The sequence below is a fragment of the Streptomyces sp. BYX5S genome, assembly GCF_054724165.1.
Genome location: NZ_CM138829.1, coordinates 3,651,444 through 3,671,439, shown reverse-complemented (window position 1 = coordinate 3,671,439; position 19,996 = coordinate 3,651,444). Strand labels below are relative to the sequence as shown.

The 19,996-nt window shown below is 72.5% G+C and carries 19 protein-coding genes; 6 read left to right on the top strand and 13 right to left on the bottom strand.

Annotation, left to right across the window (positions count from 1 at the left end; translation table 11 throughout):
* The first annotated feature begins 168 nt into the window (after positions 1-168).
* The gene (locus tag ACYBSK_RS16680; protein WP_460246650.1) at positions 169-1,383 is read left to right on the top strand and encodes a CaiB/BaiF CoA transferase family protein; all 1,215 of its coding nucleotides are present in this window, start codon (positions 169-171) and stop codon (positions 1,381-1,383) included.
* Positions 1,384-1,459: 76 nt separating this feature from the next.
* Positions 1,460-2,629: an acyl-CoA dehydrogenase family protein gene (locus ACYBSK_RS16675; RefSeq protein WP_460246649.1), complete on the top strand. Its 1,170-nt coding sequence runs from the start codon at positions 1,460-1,462 to the stop codon at positions 2,627-2,629.
* 37 nt (positions 2,630-2,666) lie between these two features.
* Here ACYBSK_RS16675 and ACYBSK_RS16670 read toward each other — a convergent pair whose 3' ends face one another.
* The 3 genes from ACYBSK_RS16670 to ACYBSK_RS16660 all read right to left on the bottom strand — a co-directional run bounded on the left by ACYBSK_RS16670 (position 2,667) and on the right by ACYBSK_RS16660 (position 4,649).
* On the bottom strand, positions 2,667-3,326 hold the full coding sequence (locus tag ACYBSK_RS16670) for a restriction endonuclease (RefSeq protein WP_457481768.1): 660 nt from the start codon (positions 3,324-3,326) through the stop codon (positions 2,667-2,669).
* A gap of 199 nt (positions 3,327-3,525) precedes the next feature.
* Positions 3,526-4,017, bottom strand: coding sequence for a TspO/MBR family protein (locus ACYBSK_RS16665; protein WP_457477880.1), 492 nt, complete (start codon positions 4,015-4,017; stop codon positions 3,526-3,528).
* Positions 4,018-4,100: 83 nt separating this feature from the next.
* Positions 4,101-4,649 (bottom strand): hypothetical protein, encoded by a 549-nt coding sequence (locus ACYBSK_RS16660; RefSeq protein ID WP_457477879.1) that lies wholly within the window; start codon positions 4,647-4,649, stop codon positions 4,101-4,103.
* Positions 4,650-4,866: 217 nt separating this feature from the next.
* Between ACYBSK_RS16660 and ACYBSK_RS16655 the strand changes: the two genes are divergently transcribed.
* A complete protein-coding gene (locus ACYBSK_RS16655; protein WP_457477878.1) occupies positions 4,867-5,556 on the top strand; it encodes a TetR/AcrR family transcriptional regulator in 690 nt (229 codons plus the stop codon).
* Positions 5,557-5,584: 28 nt separating this feature from the next.
* Here ACYBSK_RS16655 and ACYBSK_RS16650 read toward each other — a convergent pair whose 3' ends face one another.
* From ACYBSK_RS16650 to ACYBSK_RS16635, 4 genes are all read right to left on the bottom strand, one after another.
* On the bottom strand, positions 5,585-7,189 hold the full coding sequence (locus tag ACYBSK_RS16650; protein ID WP_460246648.1) for an FAD-dependent oxidoreductase: 1,605 nt from the start codon (positions 7,187-7,189) through the stop codon (positions 5,585-5,587).
* Between the two features lie 74 nt (positions 7,190-7,263).
* The gene (locus ACYBSK_RS16645; protein WP_460246647.1) at positions 7,264-8,232 is read right to left on the bottom strand and encodes an AurF N-oxygenase family protein; all 969 of its coding nucleotides are present in this window, start codon (positions 8,230-8,232) and stop codon (positions 7,264-7,266) included.
* Positions 8,233-8,282: 50 nt separating this feature from the next.
* Positions 8,283-9,785 (bottom strand): flavin-containing monooxygenase, encoded by a 1,503-nt coding sequence (locus tag ACYBSK_RS16640; RefSeq protein ID WP_460246646.1) that lies wholly within the window; start codon positions 9,783-9,785, stop codon positions 8,283-8,285.
* 1,231 nt (positions 9,786-11,016) lie between these two features.
* Positions 11,017-11,421, bottom strand: coding sequence for a hypothetical protein (locus ACYBSK_RS16635; RefSeq protein WP_460246645.1), 405 nt, complete (start codon positions 11,419-11,421; stop codon positions 11,017-11,019).
* Between the two features lie 139 nt (positions 11,422-11,560).
* Between ACYBSK_RS16635 and ACYBSK_RS16630 the strand changes: the two genes are divergently transcribed.
* Both ACYBSK_RS16630 and ACYBSK_RS16625 read left to right on the top strand, forming a co-directional pair.
* Positions 11,561-12,757 (top strand): hypothetical protein, encoded by a 1,197-nt coding sequence (locus tag ACYBSK_RS16630; RefSeq protein ID WP_460246644.1) that lies wholly within the window; start codon positions 11,561-11,563, stop codon positions 12,755-12,757.
* Between the two features lie 138 nt (positions 12,758-12,895).
* Entirely contained in the window at positions 12,896-13,588 is a 693-nt protein-coding gene (locus tag ACYBSK_RS16625) for a DUF899 domain-containing protein (protein ID WP_460246643.1), read from the top strand.
* A gap of 54 nt (positions 13,589-13,642) precedes the next feature.
* On the opposite strand, the gene ACYBSK_RS16620 is transcribed toward ACYBSK_RS16625, so the two are convergent.
* Positions 13,643-13,864 (bottom strand): hypothetical protein, encoded by a 222-nt coding sequence (locus tag ACYBSK_RS16620; RefSeq protein WP_457477872.1) that lies wholly within the window; start codon positions 13,862-13,864, stop codon positions 13,643-13,645.
* A 212-nt stretch (positions 13,865-14,076) separates the two neighbouring features.
* Between ACYBSK_RS16620 and ACYBSK_RS16615 the strand changes: the two genes are divergently transcribed.
* A complete protein-coding gene (locus ACYBSK_RS16615) occupies positions 14,077-15,294 on the top strand; it encodes a hypothetical protein (RefSeq protein WP_460246642.1) in 1,218 nt (405 codons plus the stop codon).
* Positions 15,295-15,319: 25 nt separating this feature from the next.
* Here the strand turns inward: ACYBSK_RS16615 and ACYBSK_RS16610 are convergent, their stop codons facing one another.
* The 5 genes from ACYBSK_RS16610 to ACYBSK_RS16590 are packed head-to-tail and all read right to left on the bottom strand — an operon-like array spanning position 15,320 to position 19,892.
* The gene (locus tag ACYBSK_RS16610; protein ID WP_460246641.1) at positions 15,320-15,478 is read right to left on the bottom strand and encodes a hypothetical protein; all 159 of its coding nucleotides are present in this window, start codon (positions 15,476-15,478) and stop codon (positions 15,320-15,322) included.
* A complete protein-coding gene (locus tag ACYBSK_RS16605; protein WP_460246640.1) occupies positions 15,475-16,974 on the bottom strand; it encodes a glycosyltransferase family 2 protein in 1,500 nt (499 codons plus the stop codon). The genes ACYBSK_RS16610 and ACYBSK_RS16605 overlap by 4 nt, the downstream gene beginning before the upstream one ends.
* Positions 16,962-17,702: a PHP domain-containing protein gene (locus tag ACYBSK_RS16600; protein ID WP_460246639.1), complete on the bottom strand. Its 741-nt coding sequence runs from the start codon at positions 17,700-17,702 to the stop codon at positions 16,962-16,964. The genes ACYBSK_RS16605 and ACYBSK_RS16600 overlap by 13 nt, the downstream gene beginning before the upstream one ends.
* A complete protein-coding gene (locus ACYBSK_RS16595; RefSeq protein WP_460246638.1) occupies positions 17,699-18,769 on the bottom strand; it encodes an ATP-grasp domain-containing protein in 1,071 nt (356 codons plus the stop codon). The genes ACYBSK_RS16600 and ACYBSK_RS16595 overlap by 4 nt, the downstream gene beginning before the upstream one ends.
* A complete protein-coding gene (locus ACYBSK_RS16590) occupies positions 18,762-19,892 on the bottom strand; it encodes a PIG-L deacetylase family protein (protein WP_460246637.1) in 1,131 nt (376 codons plus the stop codon). The genes ACYBSK_RS16595 and ACYBSK_RS16590 overlap by 8 nt, the downstream gene beginning before the upstream one ends.
* Positions 19,893-19,996: the final 104 nt, after the last annotated feature.

Below are 19,996 nucleotides of genomic sequence, written 5' to 3'. Positions count from 1 at the left end.
CGCACCCGCCCCTCTCCCCTGCCATCCGCGCTCCGCATGACGGCATCACGATTTGCTATTTCCCGAGGACTGCCATGAGCACCCATGATGTCAAGCGTCACGGGGCGGCCCACCGGCCGCCGCCCGTGCGCACCGCACGCGCACCGATCCGCCCCTGGAGGTCACCGCATGACCGGACCGACCGAACGCGTCGCCGGGCCGCCCGAGGCCCCCCTGTCCGGGATCACCGTCGTCAGCCTCGAACAGGCCGTGGCCGCGCCCTACGCCACCCGCCAGCTCGCCGACCTCGGCGCCCGTGTCATCAAGGTGGAGCGGCCCGACGGCGGTGACTTCGCCCGCCGCTACGACACGACCGTGCACGGCGAGTCCAGCTATTTCGTCTGGCTGAACCGGGGCAAGGAGTCCCTGACCCTCGACGTGAAGTCACCGGCCGGGCGCGAGATCCTCGCCGAACTCCTCGCGGACGCCGATGTGTTCGTGCAGAACCTCGGGCCCGGCGCCGCCGCCCGCCTGGGTCTCGACGCGGCCACGCTGACCGAGCGGTACCCACGGCTGATCCCCTGCACCGTCTCCGGCTACGGCACCGACGGCCCCTGGGCGGACCGCAAGGCGTACGACATGCTCGTGCAGTGCCAGACGGGGCTCGTCTCGCTGACCGGCACCCCGCAGGAGACGGCGCGGGTGGGGGTGTCGGTCGCCGACATCGCGGCCGGGATGTACGCCTACACCGGTGTCCTGACCGCGCTGTTCACGCGCGCCACCACCGGCGTCGCCCGCGCCGTGGAGGTCTCGCTCTTCGAGGCGCTCGCCGAGTGGATGGGCCAGCCCGCCCACTACACCCGCTACGGCGGGGCGCAGCCGCCGCGCATCGGCACCCAGCACGCCACCATCTCCCCGTACGGCGCGTACACGGCGCGCGACGGGAAGCAGATCCTGCTCTCCGTGCAGAACGAGCGGGAGTGGCGCTCGCTGTGCGAACGGTTCCTGGAACGGCCCGAGCTGACGGACGATCCGCGGTTCGCCAGCGGCTCCGCGCGCGTCGCCCACCGCGACGAGCTGAACGCCGTCATCGCGGAACGTTTCGCGCGCGGCGACAGCCATGAGCTCGCGAAAGCGCTCGACGCGGCGGGCATCGCCAACGCCGGTGTCAACGACATGGCCGCGTTCCTCGACCACCCGGTGCTGGCGGGGCGCGGCCGCTGGCACGAGGTCGGCACGCCCGGCGGCCCGGTGCGGGCGCTGCGGCCCCCGGTGGACCTGGCCGGCGTCGACGCCCGGATGGGGCCGGTGCCCGCGCTCGGCGAGCACACCGAGCGGCTGCTCGCGGAGCGGGGGCGCGGTGCGGCGGAGATCGCGCACCTGCGCGCCACCGGCGTGATCTGACGGCGCGCCGGACCGGCTCCGGCATGACGGCCACCGACACATCAGTAAGCAGAAACCCAGCAGAGGAGAACGCCCCGTGAGCACCCTGGACGCCCTGGACAGTGACGAGCGGTTCGTCGTCGAGACCGTGCGCGACTTCGTCGACAAGCAGGTACGCCCCGTCGTACAGGAGTTGGAGCACAGCAACACCTACCCCGAAGCCCTCATCGAGCAGATGAAGGAGCTGGGCATCTACGGGCTCGCCGTCCCGGAGGAGTTCGGCGGCACACCCGTGTCCATGCCCGCCTACGTCCTGATCACCGAGGAGCTGGCGCGCGGCTGGATGAGTCTCGCCGGGGCGATGGGCGGCCACACCGTCGTCGCCAAGCTCCTCAGCCTCTTCGGCACCGATGAGCAGAAGGCCGCCTATCTGCCGCGCATGGCGACCGGTGAGCTGCGCGCGACGATGGCGCTCACAGAACCGGGCGGCGGCAGCGACCTCCAGGCGATGCGCACCACGGCCCGCCGCCAGGACGACGGCACGTATCTCGTCAACGGTTCGAAGACGTGGATCACCAACTCCCGCCGCTCCGGCCTGATCGCGCTGCTCTGCAAGACCGACCCGGACGCCACGCCCACGCACCGCGGCATCTCGATCCTCCTGGTCGAGCACGGTCCGGGACTCACCGTCTCCCGTGATCTGCCGAAGCTCGGCTACAAGGGCGTCGAGAGCTGCGAGCTGGCCTTCGACGGACACGTCGCCGGGGCGGACGCGGTGCTCGGCGGGACGGAGGGCAAGGGGTTCGGGCAGATGATGAAGGGCCTGGAGACCGGCCGCCTCCAGGTCGCCTCGCGCGCGCTGGGCGTGGGCCGCGCCGCGCTGGAGGACTCGCTCGCGTACGCGCGGGAACGCGAGTCGTTCGGCAAGCCGATCTGGCAGCACCAGGCGATCGGCCACTACCTCGCCGACATGGCCACCAAGCTCACCGCGGCCCGCCAGCTCACCCTGCACGCGGCCCGTGAGTACGACGCGGGCCGCCGGGTCGACATGGAGGCCGGCATGGCGAAGCTGTACGCCTCCGAGACGGCCATGGAGATCGCCCTCAACGCCGTCCGCATCCACGGCGGTTACGGCTACTCCACCGAGTACGACGTCGAACGCTACTTCCGCGATGCCCCGCTGATGATCGTCGGTGAGGGCACCAACGAGATCCAGCGGAACGTCATCGCAGCGCAGCTGGTCAAGCGGGGCGGCCTCGACGGCTGAGCTTCACCGGGGCCGCTCACGGGCCGCCGGCGGCGCGTCACGACCAGGGCGGCGGCCCCGAGCCCTCCGCCCAGGCGTCGAGGGCCGCGCCGTCCACACAGCGGATGCCGGAGGACTCGGCGTACGCCTCGGCCGGGACCGTGAACGTACTCGTCGTCACGAGGACGGCGAGTTCCGCGCCGTGCACCGACCAGCAGGTGCCGCCGAAACGCTGGAGGTCCTGCGAACCCACCTTGCGGTCCGGCCCGTACCGCTTGCACTGCACGACGAGCCGGCTGCCGTCCGGTGCGACGGCGATCACGTCGGCCCCCAGGTCACCGGCGCCCCCGATGACCTCGACGTCACGGCAGCCGTCGCGCTCGCACAGCGCCGCGACGGCGTCCTCGAAGCCGTCGGGATGCAGGTCCTCGAAGGCGGGGCCACGGTCCGGGAGTTCGACCGTCAGGCCGTCGTGCACCGCCGGAGCGGACGCGGGAACGGGCACGGGCGCGGGCACGGGCGCGGCGACCGGTGCCTCGACTCCCTCACGGTCGGCCTGTGCCATTCCGGCGCGCGCGGCCCGGCGCAGCTCGCGGGTCCGGGGCATCGCGCGCAGCAGGACGTAGAGGACCGGGACGGCGACGAGACCGCAGAGGATCGCGGCGAGCGGGTGCGCCCCGGCCCAGTGGGCGAATCGCACGAAGAGCAGCGTGCCCATGCCGACCGCGGAGGCGATCAGCGCGAAGGCGACCACGAGCCCCGACAGTCGGCTCCCGTCGCCGCGCACCGAAGCCGCGCGCCGGGGCCGGGGTATGCGGGCCGTCCCGCCGTAGTGTCTCCTGGCCACCGAATCTCCCTCGTCCGTCCGGAAACGTCGTGGGAGGACAGGTGCCCCGGGAAACACTTTTCATGATCGACTACTTGCGGTTGCGCCACGCGATCGACGCGTTGAGGGCCGTCGCGAAGCCGCACCACGCCGCGTAGGGCCACAGGGTGCGGGCCGCCGTCCGGTCCGTGGCGGCGACGCGGCGGACGAGGTGGAGGTTGCTCGCGTCCAGGGCGAGGGTGCCCAGCACTCCTGCCGCGGGGTTGCGCAGTCCGAAGAACAGCCAGTTCCACGCCGTGTTGAGGGTGAGGTTGGCGGCGAGGGCGCGGGCGACACGGCGCCGCTCCTCGGCGTCCGCCCTGTTCAGAGCTCGTACGCCCGCCACCGCGACGCTCGCGTACAACGGGGTCCACACCACGGGGAACGCCCAGCCGGGCGGCTGCCAGGACGGCTTGTTCAGCGCCTTGTACCAGTCGCCGTCCGGGGTGACCGCCGCGCTGCCCAGGGCGGCCGACGCGATCACCCCGCCGACGACGGCGGCCTGCGCGGCGTACGGAGCGGACTTCTTGCGGGTACGGCGCACGGAGACTCCCTGCGGTTGGTTCATCATTGCGGCCACACAATCACTTGGGCCGCGCACGGCCCGGCGGATGCGGGGCTTCCGCTCTATGTCACGCGGTGACCGCTGGAGGTGTCGCGCGGTGCCTCCGCCTCGCGCAGCGCGGCGTCCATGGTGCGCAGGCGGCGGTGCTGGAGGCTGCTGACCCAGGTCAGCCAGCCGATGAACACCACGGTCAGGACGGCGAACCCGATCGTCCTGCGGGCGTCCGCGGTGAAGCCGGTGAGCACGGTGATCGACACGAACATGAGCGCGAGGAAGACACAGGCGGCCTTGCGGTGCCGACCGCGGTGCAGGCGCTGGTCCACCAGATTCCGCATCGCCTGCCGCTCCCCCGGTTCGGTGGGCGTCTCGCCGGTGCGCAGGCGCCGCTCCAGCGAGATCAGCCCGTCCGTGCTTCCGGCGGCGCGCTTCTCCTTGCGCCGGACGGCCAGGGCGATGCCCACGGCTCCGGTGCACGTGACCGCGCTGCGCATCAGGACGGCGGCGAACGAGCCCTGCGGGTAGAGCAGCTGGACCAGCAGGGCGCCGCCGAGCACCGCCAGCAGCAGTTGCAGCCACAGATGCTTGGACAGGAAGTCGTTGACACGTTCCACGGACCATCTCCTCCGTCTCCCCGGCCCCGGCCGCACCGTTGGGCGCGGCCTCGGGCCCCCGGAGCGTCCTCGTACCCCCACCCCCAGGGCACACGCGGCCCCGGCGCCGCGGGATACGGAGGCCGGCCGTCCGCCGCCGCGCCCGCGCCGGGCCGGGCCGGCCGAAGGCGACCACTCCGGCCACCGAAGGCGTTCGAACGGCCGATATCCTGGGCCGATGGCTGACAGAACCGGCGGTGAGCCGCAGATCGACGGACGCTCCACCCGCTGGGACCAGCACAAGGCGCAGCGTCAGGTCGAGTTGGTGGACGCGGCGGTGGCGCTCATCGAGGAGGAGGGCGCGACCTTCCGGTTGCAGCGCCTGGCGGAGCGCGTCGGGTTGCCGCGGTCGGTGCTCTACCGGCACTTCAAGGACCGGGCCGGCCTCGACGAGCTGATCCGGCGGCGGGTCGTGCAGTCGTTCATGCGGCGGATGGAGCCGACGCTCAGCTTCGACGGCACGATCGAGGAGTCCGTGCACCGGGTGGTGGGCGCGCACCTGGACTGGGTGGCCGAGCATCCGCGACTGTACGCCTACATGGGTGTCGGGGAGCACGCCATGGGGGACGGCTCGCTGGTGGCCGACACGAAGACGGCCATCGCGCTGATGCTGAGCGAGCGGTTCGGTGACGTGCTGAAGGCGCTGGGGCTGAAGGAGGCCCCTATCCGCTCGGTCGCGGTCGGGATCGTCGGCTTCGTGGACACGGCCGTCAACCAGTGGGTGCGCGACCCCCAGCGCGAGGTCACCGAGGACGAGTTGCGGGCGATGCTGTGCCGCTCGGTCTGGGCGGTGCTGGACGCGACGCTGAAGGATCTGGGGGTCGAGCTGTCGCCGCGGCAGAGGGTCTCGGACCTGGAGGCGGGCTGAGCGGCCCGCCCGCCTCCGAGGGGAGTGTCTAGGACACCGGTGCGGTGGTCCGCGCGGCGTGGCGCAGGGACGCCGTGTCCGTGAGCTTCACGCGGGGGCGGCCCTGGGCCTCGCCGGCCGTCCGTTCCGCGTGGTCGATGGCGCGCCAGGCGTCGAGGCCCAGGGCGTCCGAGTCCACCGCGACGGCCGAGGCCGGCCGGGTCAGACGGTCCGCGGCGAAGTCGTCGAGGAGGGACTCGACGGTCTCGTGGGCGCAGGTCTTGTTGGTCCCGATGAAGCCGTTCGGGCCGCGCTTGATCCAGCCGGTGACGTACACGCCGGGCTCGACCCGGCCGCGCTCGTGCGGGACGGTCGCGGTGGCCTCGTCGAAGGGCAGGCCCGGGACGGGCCGGGCGCGGTAGCCGACGGAGCGCAGGACGAGCCCCGCCTCCAGGCTCTCGGTGGCGCCGGTGGGCACGGCGCGGACCGTGCCGTCGTCGTCCGTGCGCAGCTCGGTGGGGGTGACCTCCAGGGCGCGTACGGTGTCGTCGCCCGTGAGCCGCACCGGGCTGGTCAGGAAGCGCAGCACGATCCGGCGGCGGCCCTCGACGGGGGTGCGGGCGGCCAGTTCGGCCAGCAGCCTGGTCTTCTCCGTGGCGTCGGCGGCGAGCCCCTCGGGCCAGCCCTCGACGGAGACGTCCACGTCCTTGAGGGCGGACAGCGCGAGGAGTTCGGGGACGGTGAAGGCGGCCTGGGCGGGGCCGCGGCGGCCGAGGAGGACGACCTCACGGACCTTGCTGGTGCGCAGCGCGGCGAGCGCCAGGTCGGAGATGTCCGTGCGGGCCAGCGCGTCCGGGTCGGCGGTGAGGATGCGGGCGACGTCGAGGGCCACGTTGCCGTTGCCGACGACGACTGCGCGTTCGGTGTCGAGCGGGTAGGTGTCGGCCGCGTGGTCGGGGTGGCCGTTGTACCAGGCGACGAAGTCGGTCGCGGAGGCGCTGCCGGGCAGGTCCTCGCCCTCGACGCCGAGCCGCTTGTCGGTGGCCGCGCCGACCGCGTAGATCACGGCGTGGTGTGCGCTCAGCAGGTCGGCGTGGGTGAGGTCGGTGCCGACCTCGACGCCGAGGCGGTAGCCGAAGCCGGGCTGCGACTCGATGGCCCGGAACAGCTCGGTGACCTGCTTGGTGTCCTGGTGGTCCGGTGCGACTCCGGCGCGCGCGAGACCGTACGGGGTGGGCAGCCGGTCGAGGACGGTGACGCGGACGCCCGGGTGGCGCAGCAGTTCGTCGGCGGCGAACAGTCCGGCGGGTCCGGCGCCCACCACGGCGACGTTCAACTCCCCTTCGGGAAGCGGGCGTTGCTTGGGCACCACGTACATGGGTGCGCGGTCGTCGTGCGGATTCTCCTTGTAGTAGGACGCGTTCAGCTCCAGGAACGGCAACTCGCCCTCGGTGAGCTTCGTGTGGGGCTTGAGCGCGTCCACCGGACACGCGGTGGTGCAGGCGCCGCAGTCCACGCAGGTGCGCGGATCGACGTACAGCATCTCGGCGGTGCCGAAGCCGGGCTCGCCCGGTGCGGGGTGGATGCAGTTGACCGGGCAGGCCAGCACGCAGGAGGCGTCGGCGCAGCAGGATCGGGTGACGACGTACGGCACGGCGGGCTGGTCTCCGTTCGGGCGTTCAACGAAAAGCGGTGGCTGTGCCACCGGGAGCGGTTGCTGCGGGGTGCTCAGTCGGCGAGCGGAGCGGGCTCGCCGCGGAAGCGCGCGGGGCGGCCGTCGATGCGCAGGGCCCGCCACAGCGGACGGGACGCCTTGTTCATGAGGCCGATGTCCTGCGCCAGCATGCGCACGTCGGAGAAGAGCTCCTGGAGCATCCGCCGGCCGGCCTCGGACTTCCAGAACACGTCCTTGACCACCCACTGGGGGATGCCGACCAGTGCGGCGGACTTCTTGTCGGGGATCATGATGACGTCGCACAGGGTCCGCATGATGAGCGGGAACAGCAGGGACAGGGCGCCACGGCGGGCCTTGCCGTAGCGCGGGACGCGCAGCCGCAGGAACTCGTGGGCGAAGGAGATGTGCCGGGCCTCCTCCGCGATGTGGATCTGCATGATGCGCTGGGGCAGCGGGTGCACCGGTTCGCCGCTGCGCAGGGCGCCCTTCTGGAGGTGGTCGATGGGCTCCTCGCCGGCGAGGATGCCGGTGAAGAACGCCTCGGGGTAGAGGGAGCCCAGCAGCGGCAGGACCCGGCTGAGCTGCCGGAACCAGCGCTTGCCGCCCGCGGTGTCCACGCCGGTGCGGTTGACCAGCTCCTGGAACATCTGGGTGTGGTGGGTCTCTTCGGTGATCTCGTGGGTGAGGTACCTGAACTCCTCGTCCCGGTTGCCCAGTTGGTAGATGTAGTCGAGCGCCCCGCGCATCAGCAGGTTCTCGAACTGCATGCCCACCTTGGCGATCACGGCCCAGCGCCAGATGCCGATCCGGATCTGCGTCTCCAACGGCTGTTCCTGGTACCAGGGATGGGCGCCGAGGGCGTCCGCCGAGGTGAGCACCCAGCGCGGGTCGGTGGTGTCCACGGCGAACTCGGGGTCGTCCCACTTGATGTCGACGAAGGCGTTGAAGTTGACGTTGACGGAGCCTTCGGACAGGGTCCGCAGGCGCTCGTCATAGGCCTTCTTGGACAGGTTCGGGGTCATCTTCGTCCTCGATCCTCGATCGTCGTTGATGCGGGGGCTGGGCGGAACGGTCAGGCGACGCGGGCGGATTCCTGGACGGCGTCCTTGCTGCCGGCCTTCTCGAAGCGCAGGGGGCCGTCGTCGATGGCGGTGTCCTGGAGCATGGCGCGGTCGCGGTAGTAGTTGTTCCACAGCCGCCACGGGTCGCGGGTGCCCTGGCGCGGCATGACCTGGTCGGCGCGCGCGATGTAGCCGGAGGTCAGCGCCTCGCCCATCACGGAGAACTCGGACCGGTCGCCGTCGGCGGCCACCGGCGTCGCGATGTCGTGGCCGTGGCTGCGCATGTGCGCGAGCAGCCGGGCGGTGTAGTCGGCCGCGAGGTCCGCCTTGAGGGTCCAGGACGCGTTGGTGTACCCGATCACGAGGGACATGTTGGGCACGCCCTCCAGCATCACGGCCTTGTACAGCACGCGGTTGGTGACGTCCACCGGCTGTCCGTCGACGGTGAGTTCCATGCCGCCCATGAGGCGGACGCTCAGGCCGGTGGCGGTGACGACGATGTCGGCCTTCAGCTCCTCGCCGGACTTCAGGCGGATGCCGTCGGCGGTGAAGGTGTCGATGTGGTCGGTGGCGACGGCCGCCTTGCCGCTCTTGAGCACCTTGAACAGATCGCCGCCGGGCACGACGCACAGCCGCTGGTCCCAGGGCTTGTAGTGCGGGCTGAAGTGGCGCATGTCGACGCTGCGGCCGACCCTGGCCCGTACGAGCCCGAGCAGCGCCTTGCGGGCGAGCCGGGGGTACTTGCGGCAGAAGGCGTAACTCCCGCGCTGCAGGGCGATGTTGCGGGCGCGGACGACCTTGTACGTGAGCCGGGCGGGGGCGCGCACCTTCTGCAGGACGGCCGTCAGCGGGTCGACCTTCGGCAGGGCGAGGACGTACGTGGGTGAGCGCTGGAGCATCGTGACGCTCGCGGCCTCGTCGGCCATCGCGGGCAGCAGGGTGATGGCGGTGGCGCCGGAGCCGATCACGACCACGCGCTTGCCGGAGTGGTCGAGGTCCTCGGGCCACTGCTGCGGGTGGACGAGGGTGCCCTGGTAGTCGGCCTCGCCGGGGAACTCGGGGCGGTAGGGCCGGTCGTAGTCGTAGTAGCCGGTCGCGCCGACCAGATAGCCCGCGCTGTACGACTCGCGCTCCCCGGTGGCCTCGTCCTCGACCTCGACGCTCCACCGCCCGGTGTCGTGCGAGAAGTCGGCGCTGATCGCGCGCCGCCCGAAGCGGATGCGCTCCAGCACGCCGCGGTCGGCGGCGGCGTCCTCGACGTACTGCCGGATCTGCGCGCCGTCGGCGAGGATGCGGGCGTCGCGCCAGGGGCGGAAACCGAAGCCGAAGGTGGGCATGTCGGAGTCGGAGCGGATGCCCGGGTACCGGAAGAGGTCCCAGGTGCCGCCGACCCGGGCACGGCGCTCGAGCACGACGAGCGAGGTGCCGGGTTGGTCACGCAGGACGTGGGCCGCGGCGCTGATTCCGGATATTCCGGCGCCGATGACCAGGACGTCGACGTGGTGCTGCTCCATTGCGGAGGTCCTAACTCTCGCTCGCGGGCCCCTGGACGAGAAGGAGACGGCGGGCCGCCACTACTGCTGCTCGGGACACTGACGGTGGTTCAGACGCGTGGTTCCACAGATGTGCGTTCCCGCAATTTACCTGCGACATAGTGTTTCAGATACCGCCGGTAACGTGATGTGGGTCACACGCCGTGGTGCGTTTCCCGGCCGGATTCGACGGCCCACCCGTGCTGAACAGCCGTTGTACGGAACACTCTCCGGGATGGACGAGCACGCGAGTGGCGAGGACACCGGGGCCGGGGCGGAGCATCCGCTCCTGGGCCGCCATCGTCGCACCTGTCGCCCGCGACGCCCGAAACCCACCTCGTATCTCCTTCTTCTGCTGAAGCTCCTCCCATTCGCGGCGCTGACCTACCTCGTGGCGATCCTGTTCTGCGCGATCGTCGGCTGGGACACGCCCCGCGTGGCCGAAGTGCTCGCGCTCCTCGCGCTGTTGGGGCCGCTGACCGTGCGAGTGGTGTGGCGGCTGCGGCACACGCGCATCGAGATACGGCTGTACGAGCGCGGTCTCGTGGCCGTCGCGGCGGACGGGACGGAGGCGGTCTTCCCCTGGTCGTCGACGATGCTCTTCACGCACGGCGACGAGCGCTACAAGCTGGCCAACGCCGAGGGCACGGTCGTCACGCTCGGGACGGCGGAACGCGGCCCCCTCCTCAACGCGACGCGCGTCCGGGGCCTGCGCACCCGCACGCTGATCAAGGGCGCGCAGCTCCCAGACGCACGCGAGTGGGGTCCCGCGATCGAGCGCGGCATCCGGGAGGCGGTGCTGGAGCCGACCATGGCGGCGGTCCTCGACGGCGCCGACGTCGCCTTCGGGGACCTCGTGCTGGGGCGGGACGGGCTGACCGTACGGCGCAGGCATGGGCGGGACGACCACACGTCCTGGCAGGACCTCGTCTCGATCGCCTTCACCGACGAGGGCGCCCTGGAGATCTCCTCACGCGGTCACGACTTCCCGAACCACTACGTGAAACCGCGGTACCAGGTCCCGCACGTCGACGTCTTCCTCGACGTGGCCCGCCGACTGCACGCGCAGCGGGTACGGCCCTCCTCCGACCGGCCCGCACCCGAACCGGAACCGGCGACGACCAGCGGGAACGCCGAGCCGAGCGAGGTGTGGGAGACCCTCGGCCTGTACGTCACCCTCGGCGTGGGCGCCTACGCCGCCTGGCGGCTCGGCTCACGGCAGGAATGGGACGGCGCGGGCTCCGTGCTGCGGGGGCTCGGCGCGGTGGCGTTCGGCGGGTTCTTCGGTGCCCTCTTCGGATTGGCGGTCGCCGCGCTCGCGGGGATCCTGCCGCGGACCGTGGGCGAGTTCGTCGTCGAACCGCTGATCCGCTGGATCCGGCACCGCCGCTACGCCGCCGCCCTCGTGCTCGTCCTGGTCACCCTCGTCGTACCGGCCGCCGCGCTCTTCGCCCTCTTCCGGGCCTTCCCCGAGCGCCTGGTGCCGCTGGTCGCGCTCCTCTTCTTCGGCGGCTGGACGCTGCTGCTCGCGGTGCGGCGGTGCGGCCGCTCCGAGCGGTGGTACGTGCGGCACCTCCCCGACGTTCCCGGGGTGGCGCTGGCGTTCCTCGCCGTCCATCAGCTGCTCACCGGCGACATGCTGACCGTGTACCCGGCCGCCGGACTGTTCTTCCCGATCGCCGTCTGGCTCTGCCTGCGCGGTTGGCGCGTGTTGAAGGACTCCGCGCGGCCCACGGTGCGGGCGGCGGCCGACGTGGGTGCTGTCCCTGGAACTCGGCCTGGTCCTGGCCGTGTTCCTGGTGTGGCTGGCCAACGTCCTGTCGTTCACGCCGCGCCAGGTAGCCGCCGTGCGCAAGGCCGTGGAGGCGGTCGAGGAGCTGACCGAGGTGCACTGGCTGTACTGGCTCGGGGCGTACACCCTTTTGGCGTTGGGCAGTTACGCCGTGCTGCGCTGGCCGGAGCGCGTCGCGCGGCTGCGGCAGCGACTGCGCCCGGCCCGCTTCGGCGAGGCCCGGCTGCCGCTGGGCGCCGCCGTCAACTTCGGGCGGCGCGCCCTCAGCGGGATCAGCCTCGGCGTCATGGTCGCGCTGCTGTTCGCCATCGCGCTGGTCCCCGTCTCCGAGGGGGCGTGGCAGCGCCCGGTGGCCGAGAGGTACGCGTTCGAGGCGGAGCGCCGCGAGGACGCCGCGGGTGCGGCGGACGCGTATCGGGAGATCCACCGGCAGGTGACGGCGCATCCGCGCTCCGCCGCCCGGCTGCGCACCGTGGTCCTGGCCGTGAACCGGGCGGCGCCCTCGCGGCCCGGTGAGCCCGTGGACCCGGCGGCGCTGCGGATCGCGCGGCAGGTGGGCCGCTATCAGGCCGCCACCGTCGCACCCGACGACCCCGGGTCGTCGGATACGCCCGGCGCCCCCTCGCCGGGCGGCGAAGGGCTCGACGACGAGCTGGCACAGCTCGACGAGAGCCAGCAGCGCACCGCCGAACGGGAGGAACGCACGGACCGGTTCGCCGAACTGGCGTCCCTGGCGGTCACCCGCACCTTCGACATCCCCGACCTGGGTGAGAACGGCGTCGTGCAGATCCTCAAGGAGTACCTGGGCGGGCTCGTGGAGGACGGCCCCGTCAAGAGGCTCTTCCAGCGGTGGGGCGAGCGGATCGGGCAGCCGCCGCCCGACGGTGAGCGACTCGTCCGCATCGACATCGACCGGCTGACCACGGTGGCCTACGACCGCGCCCGCGCCGCGGTGGACCGGGCGGACGCCGACCTGCTCGCCTTCTACCACCGGTTCGGCATGGCCTTCCCCGTGCGGGAGCCGACGATGACGCGGGTGGTCGACCTGGCGAACCAGCACCGGTACCTGCGGCAGGCCACCGGCTCCTGCTCCGGCTGTGTCCGTCCGGACGGCGACGGGGGCGGCACCGGTGGCAGTGGCGGCGGGGGCGGACGGCGCTGAACCGCGGCCGCCGCTGCCCTCTCGTGGTGTCGGTCCGGTCCGAGCGATGACTTCCGGCGCCCCGGACGGTCCACCCCTGCGGGAAGGCACGACGCCTTGCCCCGCGCGCCGCACGCGCGTCCACCGTCCGGAGGCACCATGTCCAGCACCGGCAACGCCCTGCCGCCCGTCGTCGACCGCGCCACCTGGGAGAAGGAGCTCGCGGCCCTGCGGGTCCGGGAGAAGGCCGCCACACGGGAACTCGACGCCGTCGCGGCGCAGCGGCGCCGACTGCCGATGGTCGAGATGCCCGACTACGTACTGGAGGGAGAGGAAGGGCCGGTGCGGCTCGCGGACGTCTTCGGCGAGCACCCGCAATTGATCGTCTACCACCACATGTGGCACGACGGCGCCGAGTGGCAGTGCGGTGGCTGCACGGGCTTCACGTCGCAGTTCACGCGCCTCGCGGGCCTGGAGAAGTTCGACGCCCGGTTCGTCGTGGTCACCCAGGGCCCGATCGACCAGGCCCTCGCGTACCGGCGCAGGGTCGGCAACACGATGACCTGGTACTCCACCGCGAACAGTTCCTTCGGCGCGGACGTCGGCGCCCCGCCGAACGCCGGGTTCGCGGTCAACGTGTTCCTGCGCGACGGCGACCGGGTGTACCGCACCTGGCACACCGACGGTCGCGGGACCGAGCAACTGAGTTATCTGTTCGGCCTGATCGACGTCCTGCCGTACGGCCGGCAGGAGGAGTGGCAGGACTCCCCCGCGGGCTGGCCGAAGTCACCGACGTACAGCAAGTGGGCGTCGTCGCAGGAGATCGCGGCGGCCTACGGCGCGGACAGCTGAGTCCGGCGGGATCGGGCCGCCCCGGGCAACGCGCCTGCGGGACAAGCGACTTGGTCAGTCGTCCTCGACGCCGAGCACGCGGTGCACGGTCTTCTGGGCTTCGTAGAAGTCGGCGTCGGAGACGTCCGGGTCGTCCTCGGTCCGGTCGAGCCAGTCGGACATCTCCTCGGGCGACAGCAGGTCGAACCCCTTGGGGATGTCCAGCGTCGTGGTGCTCATGCGCAACCGGGCGATGGCCGTCGCTTCCTCGACGCTGATCGTGCTCACTTCGTTCATCGCGCCCTCCCATCGGGACTTCACGGGATCGGACCGGCGACCCTGCCAGACGCGCCCTCGGGGTGTCCAACCGGCGGCCCCGGCCGCCCACGTGACGGGGAACGAGCGGGCCCGGAGCGGAACGGATGTACGAAAGAGCCGCCGGTGCACGGCGCCGCGTTCGAGCATCGCCGGACCATCTGCGGTTTCATGGACAAATGCCTCGTGGAGTGATGAATCGCCGCACTTTCTCCGCCCTGCTGATGGCGTGCGCCGCGGGCGGACTCTCCGGGCCGCTGCTCGGCTGCTCGCGGTCCGACGGGGCCTCGTCGTCCGGCGCGTCGGGGGACGCCGTGCGGCGGGCCTACACGTTCCTCGACCGCCGGGTCGACGAGGCGGGCGGCGATCCGCACGGGCTGCCGCGCAGCTACACGGGCGGCCACATGGCGCGGCACCACTCCACGACGGCCTTCACGTACGACGTCGCGCTCGTCGTCATCGCCTACTGCGCCCGGGGCACGGACGCCGACCTGAAACGGGCGACGGCGCTCGCGCGGACGCTGCTCACGCTCCAGGAGGAGGACGCCGAGGCGGACGGCAGGCTGCGGCAGTCCTACGTGTCGGGGCGCCTGCCCGACGGAAAGAAGGCGCCGGAGGTGGCGGCCGGGGACACCTTCACCGGCACCCTCGCCTGGGCGGGCCTCGCGCTGCTGCACGCGCACCGGGCCACGGGCACCGACGCCTTCCGCTCGGGCGCGGTGGCCGCGGCCGAGTGGATCCAGCGCCACGCGTACGGGGCGAAGGGGGTGCCCGGCTACACCGGCGGCTTCAACTCCGCGGGGGACAAGGTGCGTTGGAAGTCCAGTGAGCACAACGCCGACGTCGTGGGTTTCTTCCGGGCGCTGGACGAGGCGGGCGAGGACGGCTGGTCCGGGCGGGCCGACACCGCCGCGGAGTTCCTGGGCGCCATGTGGGACGGCGACCGGAGCGCCTTCTGGACCGGGACCGGCACCGACGGCCGGACGGTGAACCGCACGCCGGTCCCCGAGGATCCGCAGACCTGGTCCTACCTCGCCACGCGGGACGCGCAGCACGCCGCGTCCGTCGACTGGGCGCGCGAGCACCTGGCGGCGAAGGACGGCGGGTTCGCGGGGGTGTCCGTCAGCGACGCCGACACCTCGAAGGTGTGGTTCGAGGGGACCGCGCACCTGGTGTGCGCGCTGCGGGCCCGCGGCGCGCACGACGACGCCGGGCACGCGGACCGTTTCCTCGACTCCCTGCGCTCCGCCCAGACGGACGCCCCGAACGCCGACGGCCACGGCATCGTCGCGGCCTCGTCCGACGGCCTGGACACCGGAGACGGAGACAAGATCTACGCCAGCCTGCACACCGGCACGACGGCCTGGTTCGCCCTGGCCTCGCAGGAGGCCAACCCCTTCACGGTCGGCTAGGACGAGCCGTTACGGCCCGCGGCGATCAGATCAGCCAGATCCAGCGCACGACCAGGACCCCCGCCACCAGCACCACCGCCAGCAGTTCCAGCCAGAACAGTCGGTGGTCGCTGCGGCGGTCCGCGCGGGTCAGGTCGTGAGCGCGACGCGTGAGGGCTTCGGGGGTGCGGTCGTCGTCCGTCATCGGCCCGCCGCCACCTTTCCGGTCTTCTCGGTCTTGTCCCAGGTCAGCTGCTTGTTGCGGATCTCCTGGAAGAAGGAGGCGACCAGGCAGGCCGCCAGCAGGGAGCCGTAGCCGGCCAGGTGCAGCAGGGGCGGTGCCAGCCACCGCAGCCGGGTGCCGGTGAGGAGTTTGGCGACCCAGGCGATCGGCATGGACAGCCCCAGCCACGCGTACACGGCGATCATGACCGGGTGGTCCGTGCCCGCCGGGCTCACCAGGCCCGCCTGTTCGAGCAGGGGCACGAAGAAGCCGGGTGCCGCGGTGATCACGAGGATGACCGTGGCGATCGCGCCGGGATAGATCAGGGCCTCGAACCAGCAGCGGCGGAAGGTACGGGGGTCGATCACGGCCGACATGAACGTGATGAGCAAGTAGCAGATCAGGTTGATGACCCAGAGCAGGTGGAACAGCGGCCAGGCCCGGTCGGGGTCGGTGAAGTACAGGAAGAGCAGCGAGGCCGAGCACACCACGAGCAGGACCGGGGTCATCAGCAGCGAGAACCAGATCAGGCCGAAGAGGAACGAGCCGAGCCGGTGGTGGTGGCCGGGCGCGGAGCGGCCGCGGAACCAGACCTTCTTGTAGCGGCGGGTGACCTGGAGGTTGCCGCGGGCCCAGCGCAGCCGCTGCTTCCACAGGCCGGACAGCGTCGCGGGTTCTTCTGCGAGGACGGTGGCGAAGCCGTCGAAGACGACGCGGCGGCCCGCGAGCTGGGTCTCGAAGGTGGTGACGGTGTCCTCGGCGAGCGTGGAGGTGTCGACGCGGCCGCCGATGTCCTCCAGGTTGGCCCTGCTGTGCAGCTGGGCGCCGCCGGCGAGACAGGCGACGACGCCCATGACGTTCTGCGCGCGGCGGGCGGCGGCCTGCGCGGTGATGTACTCGTAGGCGATGTAGCGGGTGAGGTAGTTGCCCTGCTTGCCGCTGCCTTCCTTGATGTAGGCGGTGACGGCGCCGACGTCCGGGTTCTCCAGGTGCCGGGTCATCCGCCACAGCGCGTCCTCGTCGAAGACGACGTCGGCGTCCATGATGAGGACCGCCTCGGCCCAGTCGTCGCTCAGCACATGGGCGAGGCCGTGGTTGAGGGTGTGCGCCTTGCCCTGTCCGCCGTTCTCGCGGCGCAGGTGGACCACCCGGCCGGGATGGCGGCCGGCCAGTTCCCGCAGCACTTCGGGGGTCTCGTCGGTGCTGGCGTCGTCGATGACGACGACCCGCAGCCGGTCGGGCGGGTAGCGCATGGCCAGCAGCCCTTCGACCGAGGCCGTCAGGACGGGCGCCTCGTTCCAGGCGGGGATGAGGACGGCGGTGCGCGGCAGGTGCGGTGTGTCCCGGTCCTCGTACAGGTGGCGGAAGCGCTGGAAGCCGATGAGCAGGAACTGGATGACGGCGGCGACCAGCGGCACCGCGCCAAGGAAGACGATCACCTCGGCGATGGTGTGGAGGACCTCCATCACGTCGTGCATCGTGCCTCCGTCTCGGCCAGGGCCTGTGCGACCCAGGGGAAGACGCCGACGGCGTCCGCCCGGTGCGCGTCGCTGCCCGCGGCGAGCCGGACGCCGGCGCGCGCGAGGAGGGCAGCGGTGCGCGGGGCGGGACAGCGCCACTTCTCGTTGAGTTCGACGGCGACGTCGTGGCGGCGGCAGACGCGGGCCAGCGGCGCGAGCAGCGCCGCGTCGAGGGCGCTCTCGTGGAGCCCGGTCTTGGGCAGCACGCTGAACAGGTGCGCCAGGTGCGCGGTGCGGCCGGCCGGTACGCGGGCGACGGCGCGGGCCGTGGCGGTGAGGAGGTGGTCGAGCGCCGCGGCCGGGGTCAGGGTGCCCGCGTCGAGGCGTGCCCGTACGGCGTCGGGGTGCGCGGGGCCGTCCGGGAGCGGGAAGCGGTGGTCCGCGAGGGCGATGTGGTCGATTCCCGTGAGGTCGTCGGGGAGGTCGATCCGGCCCTCCGTGTCCATGATCTTCGCCTCCACCCCGCAGACGAGCCGTACCCGGGTGCGGGCCCGCGCGGCGCTCACCGCGGCGACGTAGCCCGGCAGGTACGTGGTGTCCGCGCGCACGTGGTCGGTGACGACGAGGGTGTGCAGACCGGCCGCTTCGGCGGCGCCGACGACCCGGTCGAGCGGGTCGTGGCCGTCGGAGAAGTCGGTGTGGGTGTGCAGGTCCGAGCCGAGCAGCGGATGCGTCCTGCCGCTCATGCGGCGCCTCCCGCCTCGCTCGCGTCGCCCATGTCGCCGAGCTCGCGGGGGTGCAGGACGACGTCCTGCCAGTGCCGTACGACGGCGGTCTCGCGGTGGTCGAGGCGGTCGGGCAGCGGCGCGCCGAGGAGCCCGGCGACCGCCCAGGCGGGCATGTCGACGCCCGCGGCGACGGTCAGCGAAAGGCCGCCGGGCGGTCGGGGGTTGACCTCCAGGAGCGCGGGTTTGCCGTCGCGGTCCTCGCGCACCTGGACGTTGAGGACGCCGCGCAGGCCGAGGGTGCGCACCGTGTCCTCGGCGAGCGCGGAAAGTTCGGGGGCGTGCAGGACGCGGCCCGCGACGACGATCCCGGAGTCCGTCTTGTCGCGGGCGCGGGGCACGGCGGCGACCACCCGGCCGTCGGCGTCGGTGAGCACGTCCACGGAGTACTCGGTGCCCGGCAGCATTTCCTGGAGGAGGTACGAGCCGTCCCGCGGGAGCCGGGCGAGGTCGGCGGCGCTCTCGACGACGCTCACGCCGCGGGAGCCGGAGCCGGTGCGCGGCTTGGCGATCGCGGGGAAGCCGCCCTCGAAGTCGGCGCCCGGCACGTCGGCGGGCCCGACGAGGCGGGTGACGGGCTGGCGCACGGAGCCCTCGCAGGCCAGTGCGAGCCGCCACTTGTCCAGGCACGTCTCGAGGCCGTCGGCGGGCGGCACCAGCACGCGCACCCCGGCGTCGGCGAAGGACTCGGCGGCGCGGGCGAGCGCCACGAGTTCGGAGTCCACGGTCGGGACGAGGACGTCGACGGCGTAGCGGCGGCACAGGGTCAGCACGGCGTCGGCGAAGCGGGGGTCGTGGCCGGGCGGCAGCAGCAGCCGGTAGGCGCGGGGCACGAGGTACAGGCCCGCGCCGTTGGGGTCGATGTCTGCGGCGTACCGCTCGGCGGATCCTTCGAGGGCCCGCAGGAAGCAGACTCCGGAGGGGCCGCCCGCGCCGGTGACGAGGACGCGGGGCGGCCGGCCGAGGGCCGCGGCGAGGTCGGGGGACGCCGTCGGGCCGGGGGTGGGGCGCGGCCCCGGCTCAGACATGGTCTGCGGGGAAGAAGCCGAGCGGAGTGGCATCGCGGATGACCTCCAGGGGTTCTGCGTACCGGGCCTGCGAGAAGCGGCCCCAGTAGCGGGCGGTGGAGCGCAGCAGGTCCTCTTCGAGGTACCAGCGGCTCGCCGCCTGTGAGTGGTGTGCGTTGATCGCGGCGAGCTTCGCTTCGAGGTCGCGGTCGCGCAGGCCGACGAAGCGGTTGGGCCGGTAGGCGACGGTGGCGGAGGGCGACTGGTAGCAGGCGACGCGCGGCACGCGGCGGCAGGCCACGAGGGTGGCGCGGTGGACGGCCCGGTGGTCCTGGTGGGTGTCGCTGTCGGAGTGCACGAGGACGACGTCGGGGCGGGTCTCGGCGACGGTGCGTTCGATGGTGCGGACGGTGTGGCTGTCGTCGGCGATCGAGCCGTCGGGCAGGTCCTCCATGATCAGGCGGGCGCCCATGGTCCGGGCCGCGCGACGGGCCTCGGAGCGGCGCTCCTCGGGGTCGCCGCCGCCCGCGCCGCGGGACAGCGTGAGGATGGTGACGTCCCAGCCCTCGTCGGCCCGCAGGTGGATGGTGCCGCCGGCACCGATCTCGACGTCGTCGGGGTGGGCGCCGACCACCAGCATGTGCACGCGGCTGCGCGGCTCGCCGACCTCGGCCGGGTCGGGCCGCTCGCGCAGGGCGCGGGCCACGGCCGCCACCAGCACCTCCGGGGCGTGGCGCTCCACCATGTCGGCGGCCCGGCCGCGCAGGGCGGCTCCGGCGCGGCGGGTGCTCGGGGTCTCCTCGGTGACGACGACCGGGACGTGCGGGTGCTGCCGGTGCCACTGGCCGAGGAAGTCGGTGAGCGCGTCGTCGCCGCCGGTGAGCCCGGTGTCCCAGACGGCGACGTCCCAGCCGGACACGGCGGCCGGCGGAGTCCGTCCGGCCTCGACGAACGCTTCCGGCGACCCGACGACGTGGACGTGGGCGGCGCCGTGGGCGCGCAGGACGTCGGCGACGGCCGCGGCGGTCGTCGGGTCGCGGTCGGCCAGCAGGAGGCAGGCGCCGGACAGCGACGGCCGGTCGTCCTCGGCGGGCGGAGCCGAATCGCCGTCTCCACCTTCGGACTTATTGGATATTTCCGACATATGAGCCACCCTAACAGTGACGCTCGGCACATCAGGAGGCTCGGAGATCAGCCTTCTTCGCTGGCCGCACATCGGGAGTTCCGGCCCTCACGTCACGGGACTTT

Bases quoted from the DNA above. Each gene is read 5' to 3' on its own strand.
- ACYBSK_RS16610 (WP_460246641.1), bottom strand. From the start codon at position 15,478: ATGACGGACGACGACCGCACCCCCGAAGCCCTCACGCGTCGCGCTCAC.
- ACYBSK_RS16655 (WP_457477878.1), top strand. From the start codon at position 4,867: ATGGCTGACAGAACCGGCGGTGAGCCGCAGATCGACGGACGCTCCACC.
- ACYBSK_RS16680 (WP_460246650.1), top strand. From the start codon at position 169: ATGACCGGACCGACCGAACGCGTCGCCGGGCCGCCCGAGGCCCCCCTG.
- ACYBSK_RS16635 (WP_460246645.1), bottom strand. From the start codon at position 11,421: ATGGACGGCGAGGAACGCCAGCGCCACCCCGGGAACGTCGGGGAGGTG.
- ACYBSK_RS16615 (WP_460246642.1), top strand. From the start codon at position 14,077: ATGAATCGCCGCACTTTCTCCGCCCTGCTGATGGCGTGCGCCGCGGGC.
- ACYBSK_RS16590 (WP_460246637.1), bottom strand. From the start codon at position 19,892: ATGTCGGAAATATCCAATAAGTCCGAAGGTGGAGACGGCGATTCGGCT.
- ACYBSK_RS16625 (WP_460246643.1), top strand. From the start codon at position 12,896: ATGTCCAGCACCGGCAACGCCCTGCCGCCCGTCGTCGACCGCGCCACC.
- ACYBSK_RS16670 (WP_457481768.1), bottom strand. From the start codon at position 3,326: ATGGGCACGCTGCTCTTCGTGCGATTCGCCCACTGGGCCGGGGCGCAC.
- ACYBSK_RS16620 (WP_457477872.1), bottom strand. From the start codon at position 13,864: ATGAACGAAGTGAGCACGATCAGCGTCGAGGAAGCGACGGCCATCGCC.
- ACYBSK_RS16605 (WP_460246640.1), bottom strand. From the start codon at position 16,974: ATGCACGACGTGATGGAGGTCCTCCACACCATCGCCGAGGTGATCGTC.
- ACYBSK_RS16595 (WP_460246638.1), bottom strand. From the start codon at position 18,769: ATGTCTGAGCCGGGGCCGCGCCCCACCCCCGGCCCGACGGCGTCCCCC.
- ACYBSK_RS16600 (WP_460246639.1), bottom strand. From the start codon at position 17,702: ATGAGCGGCAGGACGCATCCGCTGCTCGGCTCGGACCTGCACACCCAC.
- ACYBSK_RS16640 (WP_460246646.1), bottom strand. From the start codon at position 9,785: ATGGAGCAGCACCACGTCGACGTCCTGGTCATCGGCGCCGGAATATCC.
- ACYBSK_RS16645 (WP_460246647.1), bottom strand. From the start codon at position 8,232: ATGACCCCGAACCTGTCCAAGAAGGCCTATGACGAGCGCCTGCGGACC.